Origin of the sequence: Mycobacterium sp. (assembly GCF_032159775.1) — a bacterium.
GTDB lineage: Bacteria > Actinomycetota > Actinomycetes > Mycobacteriales > Mycobacteriaceae > Mycobacterium.
This window is the reverse complement of sequence record NZ_JAVHWK010000163.1, coordinates 1-3,228: the sequence shown is the minus strand read 5'-3', so window position 1 is coordinate 3,228 and position 3,228 is coordinate 1. Positions and strand designations below refer to the sequence as shown.

The 3,228-nt window shown below is 64.7% G+C and carries 5 protein-coding genes; 4 read left to right on the top strand and 1 reads right to left on the bottom strand.

Features of this window, described 5'->3' with window-relative positions; all coding sequences use genetic code 11:
• Positions 1-106 precede the first annotated feature (106 nt).
• From QOJ24_RS21885 to QOJ24_RS21875, 3 genes are read left to right on the top strand one after another with little or no spacing between them, the layout of a single operon-like run.
• The gene (locus QOJ24_RS21885) at positions 107-712 is read left to right on the top strand and encodes a GNAT family N-acetyltransferase (protein ID WP_526265080.1); all 606 of its coding nucleotides are present in this window, start codon (positions 107-109) and stop codon (positions 710-712) included.
• Positions 694-1,470 carry an SDR family NAD(P)-dependent oxidoreductase gene (locus QOJ24_RS21880; RefSeq protein WP_526265078.1) on the top strand — a complete coding sequence of 259 codons (777 nt, stop codon included), beginning with the start codon at positions 694-696 and terminating at the stop codon, positions 1,468-1,470. Before QOJ24_RS21885 ends, QOJ24_RS21880 begins: the two co-directional genes overlap by 19 nt.
• A 39-nt stretch (positions 1,471-1,509) precedes the next feature.
• Positions 1,510-1,869, top strand: coding sequence for a hypothetical protein (locus QOJ24_RS21875; protein ID WP_526265076.1), 360 nt, complete (start codon positions 1,510-1,512; stop codon positions 1,867-1,869).
• Here QOJ24_RS21875 and QOJ24_RS21870 read toward each other — a convergent pair whose 3' ends face one another.
• Complete coding sequence (locus tag QOJ24_RS21870) at positions 1,870-2,556, bottom strand: TetR/AcrR family transcriptional regulator (protein ID WP_526265074.1); 687 nt, start codon at positions 2,554-2,556, stop codon at positions 1,870-1,872.
• 69 nt (positions 2,557-2,625) lie between these two features.
• On the opposite strand from QOJ24_RS21870, the gene QOJ24_RS21865 reads away from it, so the two are divergent.
• A partial coding sequence (locus QOJ24_RS21865) for an FAD-binding oxidoreductase (RefSeq protein WP_526265072.1) occupies positions 2,626-3,228 on the top strand: 603 nt, incomplete at its 3' end.

The window sequence follows — 3,228 nt, the reverse complement described above, 5'->3', positions numbered from 1 at the left end:
TTCGGCTTTACGTTGACCGGTGAAATCGTCCTTCCGAACGGTGGGCCGACGATGTGGCCGATGTGGCGGGATCCGCGGTGACCGGCAACGCACTAACCTCGGTGAGATGACCCCGCAGGTACGCCCGGCGCAAAAAGCTGATGTCGGTGAATTGGGACGGACGCTGGGCCGGGCCTTCTTCGACGATCCCGTCTCGGTTTGGTTGTTGCCCGACGTCAACGCGCGGCTCGCCGGTCTGTCACGGCTGTTCGCGACCATGACCCGCCATCACCATCTGGCGCCCGGCGGCGTGGAGGTGGCGTTTGACGGTCCCGACATCGGCGCGGCGGCGCTGTGGGATCCGCCGAATCAATGGCGGGAATCGCGGCGCACGCAGCTGGCCCAGATCCCGACATTTCTGCGGGTATTCGGCTTCCGTATGGCGCGGGCGCGCGCAGCGCAGGAAATGATGAAGCGGTTACATCCCGAGGAGCCGCACTGGTATTTGGCTGTCATCGGCAGCGACCCCTCAGTCCGCGGCCGCGGGTTCGGACAGGTGCTGATGCGCTCACGGTTGGAGCGCTGCGATGCCGAGTACTGTCCGGCCTATCTCGAATCCAGCAAGGCCGACAATGTGCCCTATTACGAACGTTTCGGGTTTTCCGTCACCGGTGAGGTCATGCTGCCCGACGGCGGCCCGACGATCTGGCCGATGTGGCGGGACCCGCGTTGACCACGCAGCGCTTTGCGAAGAAGACCGCTTTCATCACGGGTGCAGCGGTTGGGCTCGGGCGGGCATTCGCGAAGGCGCTGGCCGCGCAGGGGGCCGGTGTTGTGATCGCCGAGATCGATACCGAGGGTGCGCAGCGGACCGCCGCTGAATTGATATCCGTTGGTGCGCAAGCGATCGCGGTGACTTGCGACGTCGCGGACGAGCACCAGGTCGATGCCGCCGTAGCCGCCACCATCGAAAAGTTCGGCGGCATCGACATTCTCATCAACAACGCCGGTCGTCACCTGATGAAGTACAACCAGCCGTTCGGTGCACTTTCCCGCGACGACCTGCGCGGTCTGTTCGAGGTAAACATGATGGGTGTCATCAATTGCACTCTGGCGTGCCGTGATTCGATGCGAGAACGCGGTGGGGGTGTGGTGCTCAACATGTCGTCGACGGCCGGGTTCAGCAGCGGCACACCGTATGGCGTGTCCAAGCTTGCGGTGCGCGGCTTGACCGTTGCCTTCGCCTCCGAGCTGTCGCCCGACCTGATCCGTGTCAACGCGATAGCGCCGGGGCTGACGAACACCGAGAGTGCGCTCGCCGAGGTGCCGCGTGCACTGGTCGACGGCTACATCCATGAGCTGCAGCTGGTGCACCGGATCTGCACGATGGACGACATCGTGTCCGCGATGCTCTATCTGTGTTCCGACGAAGCGTCGTTCATCACCGGTGAAACCCTCAAAGTCTCCGGCGGCTACCCGCTGTCTGTCTGAGCGGGTTTAGCTGCCGGATCCTGCGGGCAACCGTGGCCAATGGCTACCGACGATGCAGATTCTGTCGATGCCGCGGACTTCCCGGCGGAAGGCGGCCCCGGCGACACCCTGAGCGCGGAGGAGTCGACCGACTCCGACGAACTGCGCAACGACGATGGTGACATCGTCGTCGACCCACCCGACGACTGGAGCGGTGCTGACAAGTTCGGCATGACGGCCCGCGAAGAACGCGAGGGAGAACCCCTGGACGCGCGACTCGCCGCCGAAGAGCCCGACGTGACCGAACGCTCTATTCCGTCCGACGAGCCCGATGAGGCCGCCACCGGGCGCGCACACCGAGGCCAGGTGGATGGGGCTCCGGAGGATGGAAGTTCGCTTTTCACCGTCGTCGACGAGTGATCAGGGTTCGCTTTTCCAGGCTGCGACACCGATCGCGATCATCCGCAACTGTTTGACCGCGATCCGATGGATTTCCTGCAGCGCTTCGGCGCCTTGCGCATCTTCGATGGCCTCGGCCGTCACGATCATTGCGTTGACGAAAAGGCTTGCCAACACGTTGAGATCCTCGGTACTCCATTGGTTGAGCCGCGGAAAGCGCGCCAGGTCGGTGGCCAACTCCGAGGTGATCAGCCGAATCTCGGTGCGAATCGCATAGCGCAGCACCGATACACCGGTTGAGCGTTCCCGGGAAATGAAGCGCCAATGCTCACGCTCGTCGGCGACACTTCCGACCAGGATTTCGACGGAGGATTCGATCACCCGGTTCGGATCCAACTTTCCGGCGCGCGCGCCGCGCAGCGTATCGCGCAGGCTGCGGAACGACTCGTCGATCAGCACCAGGCCGAGCGCCTCCATCGACTCGAAGTGTCGATAGAACGCCGCGGGCACGATACCGGCCTCGCGCGTCACCTCACGCAGGCTCAGGCCGCTGAAGCTGCGGTCGTTGAGCGCCCTGAGCGCTGCGGCGATGATGGCCCGCCGCGTCGCTTCCTTGCGCTCCTCACGAGAGGGGCTCTCACGGCCTCGATCGCGGGCCTTGTCCTGGCCCGATCGCCGCGAGTGTGAGCCAGGAGTACGACTGTTCACTATGTGAACCGTAACACAAGGCCGCCGAAACCCTTGACCACCTGCGCCGAACGGTGACACGGTGTACACATGTTCACCCAAACTTTCACTCGGACGATCGCCAAGCGAGTCCTGAGTTCTGACCTCGTCGATCTGCTCACCGGCCCGCACGGCGTGGACCGCTACACCGAGCTTGTCACGCCCACTTGGACGTCGGGCCAGCCGCGCGCCAAGGTGGTGGACGTTCGGCGGACCACGCCGCGCAGCGTCACGCTGACGCTGGCTCCGAACGACGCGTTCACTGATCGCCACACGGTCAAGGCCGGCCAGTTCGTCAACGTGACGGTCGAGATCGACGGCCGCATGCACTCCCGGTGCTACTCGCCGGCCAATGTCGAAGGCAGCACGCAACTCGAGCTGACGATCGGTGTCCATGACGGCGGGCTGGTCTCGACCTACCTGTATGAGCGGGCACGTCGCGGCATGGTGGTGGGCCTGGACGGTGTCGGCGGCGACTTCGTGCTGCCTGAGCAGCGACCACGCCGCATCCTGTTCGTCTCCGGAGGGAGCGGCATCACCCCTGTCATGGCGATGCTGCGCACCCTGGTCGCCGAAGGCCATACCGGTGAGATCGCCTTGGTGCACTACGCCCGCACCCCCAAGGAAGCCGCCTACCGCGACGAGCTGGCCGTC